At 62.5% G+C, this 6,972-nt stretch carries 5 protein-coding genes; all 5 read right to left on the minus strand.

Annotated features, from left to right (window positions below):
• Nucleotides 1-32: 32 nt before the first annotated feature.
• The 5 genes from adh to mftE all read right to left on the minus strand — a co-directional run bounded on the left by adh (nt 33) and on the right by mftE (nt 6,784).
• A complete protein-coding gene (gene adh / locus AC1Q61_RS29830; RefSeq protein WP_007730158.1) occupies nt 33-1,556 on the minus strand; it encodes an aldehyde dehydrogenase in 1,524 nt (507 codons plus the stop codon).
• 143 nt (nt 1,557-1,699) lie between these two features.
• Complete coding sequence (locus AC1Q61_RS29835) at nt 1,700-3,013, minus strand: sigma-54-dependent transcriptional regulator family protein (protein ID WP_007730155.1); 1,314 nt, start codon at nt 3,011-3,013, stop codon at nt 1,700-1,702.
• A gap of 105 nt (nt 3,014-3,118) precedes the next feature.
• Nucleotides 3,119-4,600: a mycofactocin dehydrogenase MftG gene (mftG, locus tag AC1Q61_RS29840; protein ID WP_492651364.1), complete on the minus strand. Its 1,482-nt coding sequence runs from the start codon at nt 4,598-4,600 to the stop codon at nt 3,119-3,121.
• On the minus strand, nt 4,597-5,994 hold the full coding sequence (gene mftF, locus AC1Q61_RS29845) for a mycofactocin biosynthesis glycosyltransferase MftF (protein WP_007730153.1): 1,398 nt from the start codon (nt 5,992-5,994) through the stop codon (nt 4,597-4,599). The genes mftG and mftF overlap by 4 nt, the downstream gene beginning before the upstream one ends.
• Nucleotides 5,995-6,091: 97 nt before the next feature.
• Nucleotides 6,092-6,784, minus strand: coding sequence for a mycofactocin biosynthesis peptidyl-dipeptidase MftE (mftE, locus tag AC1Q61_RS29850; RefSeq protein WP_042922382.1), 693 nt, complete (start codon nt 6,782-6,784; stop codon nt 6,092-6,094).
• Nucleotides 6,785-6,972 lie beyond the last annotated feature (188 nt).

The raw sequence follows: 6,972 nt of genomic DNA on the forward strand, positions 1-6,972 counted from the left end.
CAGCGAGGGGCTCACGGGTGCCGGTGGGTAGATCAGAAGAAGCCCTGAGCCTTCTGGGCGTAGCTGACCAGGAGGTTCTTGGTCTGCTGGTAGTGCGAGAGCATCATCAGGTGGTTCTCGCGGCCGATGCCGGACTGCTTGTATCCACCGAAAGCGGCGTGTGCCGGGTACTGGTGGTACGTGTTGGTCCAGACGCGACCGGCTTGGATGTCGCGGCCTGCGCGGTAAGCAACTCCGCCGTCGCGGGACCAGACACCGGCGCCCAAACCGTAGAGCGTGTCGTTGGCGATTTCGATGGCCTCGTCGTAGTCCTTGAACGAGGTGACCGAGACGACGGGTCCGAAGATCTCTTCCTGGAAGATGCGCATCTTGTTGTTGCCGGTGAACACCGTCGGCTGGACGTAGTAACCGCCGGACAGGTCTCCGCCGAGTTCGGCTCGCTCACCACCGGTGATGACCTTGGCGCCTTCGGCCTTGCCGATCTCGATGTACGAGAGGATCTTCTCGAGCTGATCGTTGCTGGCCTGGGCACCGATCATGGTGTCGGTGTCGAGCGGATCCCCTTGGCGCACAGCCTTGGTGCGGATGGCTGCCATCGCGAGGAACTCGTCGAAGATGTCTTCCTGGATCAGCGAACGTGACGGGCAGGTGCAGACCTCGCCCTGGTTGAGGGCGAACATCGTGAAGCCCTCGAGTGCCTTGTCCTGGTAGTCGTCGTTTGAGGCGAGAACGTCGGAGAAGAAGATGTTGGGGCTCTTGCCACCGAGTTCGAGGGTGACGGGGATGAGGTTCTGCGACGCGTACTGCATGATCAGGCGACCGGTGGTGGTCTCACCGGTGAACGCGATCTTCTTGATACGCGGGCTGGACGCGAGCGGCTTTCCGGCCTCGACACCGAAGCCGTTGACGATGTTGAGAACACCGGCAGGCAGCAGGTCACCGATGATGCCGATGAGGTGCAGGATCGAGACTGGCGTCTGCTCGGCAGGCTTGAGCACGATGGCATTACCGGCAGCGAGGGCGGGGGCAAGCTTCCACACGGCCATGAGGATCGGGAAGTTCCACGGAATGATCTGGCCGACTACGCCGAGCGGCTCGTGAAAGTGGTACGCCACGGTGTCGGAGTTGATCTCCGAGAGCGAACCTTCCTGTGCGCGAATAGCTCCCGCGAAGTATCGGAAGTGATCGATGGCGAGCGGAATGTCGGCGTTGAGGGTCTCGCGGATCGGCTTGCCGTTGTCCCACGACTCGGCGAGTGCGATGGATTCGAGGTTCTCCTCCATACGATCAGCGATCTTGTTCAAGATGATCGCGCGCTCGGCGACCGAGGTCTTGCCCCAGGCCGGAGCTGCTGCGTGCGCTGCGTCGAGAGCGAGTTCGATGTCTTCTGCGGTGGAACGAGCCACATCACAGAAATTCTGTCCGGTCACCGGTGTCGGGTTCTCGAAGTACTGACCCTTGACCGGAGCAACCCATTCGTTGCCGATCCAGTTGTCGTATCGAGACTGGAAGGACATGATCGCGTCGGCGGTACCTGGGCGGGCGTACACGGTCATTGCAAGCTCCTATGTAAACGTGATCTTCCTGGGCGCACCCACCAAATCGGTGACTGCAATCCCACCCCCCGGTGGGGTGTGATTCACAACACTAGGAGTTGCAACGTTGCAAGTACGTTGCGTGCGAGAAACGCAGATGATTCTCAGATGCCCAACTGGCGGTCGAGGAGATCAATTCTTGCCTGGACCTGCGAATACAGCGGCGATTGAGGATCCAACGTGGACAGGTAGGCCTCCCACACGACGGAGTCTTCGCGGCCATGTACCGACGTGGTCCACCGGGCCAGAAGGTTGGCGTCACCTCCACGCAGCAGAGCTGCCTGGACCCTGGTGCGTAGTTCTTCCCGCACCTCTTCGATTCCCGGGGAGGCAGAGCCTGCCAGCACCGGGCCCGAATACAGTTTCATCGCCGTCGCTGCGTCGCCTCGATCCAACGCTGCCCGCACATCGCCGACATCTGTCGTGAACTCCGTGATGATCCGATAGGGGCGCGAAGCCAGCCGGTCGGCACCGAAAACCTTACGAAGCCGCGACATTTCCGCGCGAATAGTCACTGCGTCGAGTTCGCCCTCGTCGAGCAGGACCGCAAGGTGGTCGGAGCTGAGACCCTCCGGGTGTTCGGAAAGCAGAAGGAGAATCTCGGCGTGACGCTGCGAAATCGGGATGCGGTCACCGCCGCGAACCAGCGTCGGCCGGCCGGCACCGAATGTTTCGAGGCGCGGAGCCGTGGCACTGAGTGGGATGGGCGAGTTCAAGAGATGGAATCGCAATTCCGATTCAGCGGCCGCGACAGTTGCACGGATCAGTGACAGCACTTCGGGAACCGCAACCCTGGGACCACCGGTGATGTCGATGGCACCAAGGATTTGCCCAGTGGTGGGATCGTGGACGGGTGCGGCCGAACAACTCCAGTCGTGCACGGTTCGGTTGAAATGCTCGGATCCGAAAATCTGTACGGAGTGATCGAGAGCAAGCGCCGTTCCCGGCGCATTGGTGCCGACACGATCTTCGCTCCAATCGGCGCCTTCGACGAAGTTCATGGACAACGCCTTGTCCTTGGCCGAGTTGTCACCCTCCACCCAGAGCAATCGACCGTGTGCGTCACTGATCGCGATCAGCAGTCCGGTCTCGGCAGCATCTTCCACCAGGAGTTTCCGAATCACCGGACGGATCAGTGACATGGGATGCGCGGAGCGATATTTTTCGAGCTCCAACCCTTCGAGCATCTCAGGGTTGCCGACCACATCGGGATTTACCCCCTTGTTGCGGCTACGCATCCAGGACTCGAGTACGACCGAGCGGACATGGGAGTCGTCGGTCAGCCCCTGGCCGGGCACGCCGCGGGCATCGATGAACGACTGATGGGCAGACGAAAGTCGCCGCGCGAGTAACGCGACGTCATCGCCTGGCCTGACCGCCACCCACGGGTTGCCGGGCACAGCCTGTTCACGTGCCATATTTTGCGTTCCTCCGCTCCGTGGACCACTGTAACGCCGATCACAGCCCATAGGCGAGAACGACCATTCGGTATGACTGCCGACCCAGCCTGCTGCCCCTCGCGGTCACTCGTCGCCGAGCAGAATGGCGCTTGCTCGTTCCGCGACCATCACCGCGGTCGCATGCGGGCCGCGGGTCGGGATCGTCGGCAGGATTGACGTGTCAACAATACTGAGTCCTTGCGCGCCGATCACACGGCACCGACCGTCGACGACTGCGAACGGGTCCGCCTCGGCACCCATCACGCAACTACCGGACATATGCAGCGACGTTCCCAGGCGGGATTCGACCCACTCATCGGTGTACTCCACAACGGGGCGATCGATCAACCCCGTCTCGGCGATCGACTCGAGAAGATTCTCGGCGATCCGCATCCCTTCCCGAATGGCAGCTCGATCGTGCGCCGACGCGACGTAGTTGTACCGAATACGCGGCGCCCCAGCGGGATCCCGCGATGCCAGTTCGATGCTTCCCCGGCTGTGCGGCGCCATGAGGACCACTCCGACGCCGTGGTCCATGCGAGGCACACCGGGAACCAGTTCGGTGAAAGATGCGGTGTACGGACGGATTTCGATCTCAGCGAGGTTGAGGGCCGTCTCCAGCACCGGAGTCTGCGATCGAATCGTGCGGGGCTTCGAAAAATGGTACGGCAGCAGCACTTCCGGGTGGTCGACGAAGTTCTGTCCGACGCCCGGTCGATCGAGAACGACGGAAACTCCCTGCCCTACAAGTTGTTCCGCTGGACCAACACCGGAATTGAGGAGAATGTGCGGTGTCGCCACCGCACCCGAACACACGACCACATGGTCGGCACGAATGCGTCGGACATTGCCGTCGCCGAGAACGTCGACGCCGATCGCACGGGTACCCGAGAACGCGATGCGAATGACGTTCACTCCGGATTCCACCCGCAGATTCGGCCGGTGCAACGCCGGCATCAGATACCCGATCGCCGTACTGATCCGACGATGATCCGACACGTTCAGTGGCACTCGGCCCACCCCGAACGAGTCCGGCGCATTCTTGTCGACGTCGTCGGGAAAGCCTGCTCCGAGCGCTGCCGCATGAAACTCGCCGCTCAGTGGATGCAGTTGGTCCCACGCTCGACGCTCGACCGGGATCGGTCCGGCGGTCCCGTGGAACTCGCTCTCGAAATCACGATCCGTTTCGGACTTCTTGAAGTACGGCAAGACGTAGTCGTATCGCCATGAACTCGGCCAATTCTCGAAATCAGCACGGGTCGCGCGGGTGAAGTACGCACCGTTGACGGCTCCGGATCCACCGAGTGTCCGCCCCCGCGCAATTGTGGACGCCCGACGCGGCGTCAGTTCGACCGGATAGGTCCACGTGTATTCGCTCGCAGGTCCGACCGGCAGTCGGTACGGATCACCCAGGACGTCCGGGAGTTCGAGCGCCGATCGATATCCGCTTCCCGATTCGAGGAGCATCACCGTGGCGGATGGATCTTCACTGAGCCTGGCTGCGACCACGCAACCACACGTGCCACCACCGACAACCAGGAAATCTGCGTAGTCGGCTTCTGTCACTTGGTGATTCGAGGTTTCAGCGCCGCCCAGTCGCGGGCGTCGAATGCGCCACGCCAGAGTCCGGCTCCATACGCGATGTCGTCGGCTCGTTTGAAGAAGACGTACCGAACCGGTCCCAGCCCGCCTGGCTCACGGTGGCGATACCAGTCCACCAAACCTTCGGTGACTGCTGCAGCGACGGCCAGCCGCCGAATTCGCCTGGAGGCGATCACCGCCAGGAGCGTCACGGGCCAGTAGTGACGACACATTGCCGAGGCGAGTTGCCAGAATCCGCCGACAACTCCCTGCGCGGTGAGGATCGCCGCGATCCGGGTGGGTTGACTCAGGCCGGTGAACATCTTTCGCAGCCGGTAAACGGTAAACAGCAAAGCGCCGAGTGCGCCGGCAAGACCGGAACGGGTCAGTGTTGCGGCGGCGATGCACGCGAAGAGCGTCGAGAACGACATCGCCATCGGCGGAACCGAACCCTCGTGTCTTGCAGCCAACGGCGCCGCACCCGTGCCGTAGAACGCTCTCCTGGCGAACCACTTGTCGAACTGAACTCGATGATCGTGGGCGACATGCGCAACAGGTTCGTACCTCAGTCGCCAACCCGCAGCCTGCAGTCGCCAGCAGAAATCGACGTCCTCGGCTACTTCGAGACTCTCGTCGAAACCGTTGCATTCGAGTGCCACGTCGCGCCGGACGATCACGGCGGCGCTGGGGACATAGGCGACCGGACTGCCCGACTTCACCGCAGCTTCCTTGCGTCCGAGGTCGAGAGACGATCGCATGTTCTCGTACCGCGCCAGCGCCGTCCCGTACGGATCGAGGGCGACGATGCGGGGTGCAACAAGGGCAACCCCCGGATCGCTGAAGTGGCCCAACATCAACTCGAGCCAACCGGCACGCGGTATGACGTCGGAGTCCAGAAAAGCTACGAAACGTGTTTGGGCCGAACGCAATCCCGAGTTTCTCGCTGCCGAGGGACCGCGGGCACTCTCGTGCCGGACCACTGTGATGGTGCCGGTGCCCGGGCAGGCGCGACGGGGCTCCACCGGCACTTCCGAACCGTCGTCGACAACGATGACGGTCAGATCCTTGAGGACGGGCAATAGGCGTTCGACGCCGGCCTGGTTGTCCTTGACCGGAATCACGACCGTGACATCGGCAGCGGACGGCGTCGACATCGGACGAGGATTCGCGACACCTGAATCGAGAAGGTGTCGCGCAACCGCAGCGCTCTGCTGATCGACCACCTCGAGGAAGCCGTCACCGATCATCGCCGCAGCCGTCGGCGCCAGCTTGAGCATCCGCGTCGGAGATCCGCCGATGAGTACCCGGCCACCCGAGTACGTGCGCACCTTGGGGTCCAACCGAATGCCGAAGCCGTCGGGGAGTCTTGCTGGTCGCATCAGATGATCGTAAGGGACGTAGCCCGTCGTGCTGCAACTCGTCGCAGCCTCGAAAGCCGTCGCAGGTGGACCGTCCGCCCCCACTCGGTCGTGGTCGTCACCGAAGCCTCCCATCTGGACCAGGCTCCCACCGGGCCAGTCCATCCGTCACGCGTCCTACCAACTCACCGAAGATGTATGCGCCGTCTTCGGCGGTAGCCCCGACTGGATTGCCGAGAACGCCGTTTTGCGACACAGCGACCATACCGCCCGAACGCATTCCTGGCATCAGGTCCGCGATAGGAGACAAATTTCCTGTCTCAGCAAGGCTCATGTGCACCAAATCGGGCGAAAGGTGCAGCAATAGGCTCGTTTCAGTGTGTCCGGCATGCGCGTCGGCACCCGCAACAGCGCACGGCACCCAAGCAGCATCACGCCCCTCATACCGCAGAAGTGCCACCGCTTTGGCCAATGCGGGACCATTTCCGCCGTGGCCGTTGACGAACAGCACCCGCTTCGTCCATCGGAACGCCGACCTTCCGTATTCGACGACGACGGTTTCCATGGCCTCGGCACCGATCGAAATCGTGCCGGCAAACCCTTCGTGTTCGCCGCTCGCCCCGTATTCGATGGCCGGGGCCACGACGACGTCGGGCAGAGCCTGTGCGACTGCTCTCGCGATCCGAGTGTCGGTATCGAGAGGCAGGTGCGGTCCGTGTTGTTCGAAAGAACCGACCGGGACCACGACGGTGAGCGCAGTGCCCTCGAGCGCAGGACTCGGGATGGCAGCAAGGTCACGCGGAGAACTCATCCCCCGATCGTATTGGTGCGGGCCCCTCCCACCGCAACACTGCATGCGGATACACCGGGGCATTGTTGTGCCCCGGCGTATTCGTCAGTTGTCGCGGTTCACGCCGCTGTCGGTGGGCTGTTCCCGCCGATCGGCTGTTGATACGGATCAACCGACATCGGCGGATAGAACACCGTCTTCCGATCCGG

The organism is Rhodococcus sp. MPR-R1B, from assembly GCF_058793255.1.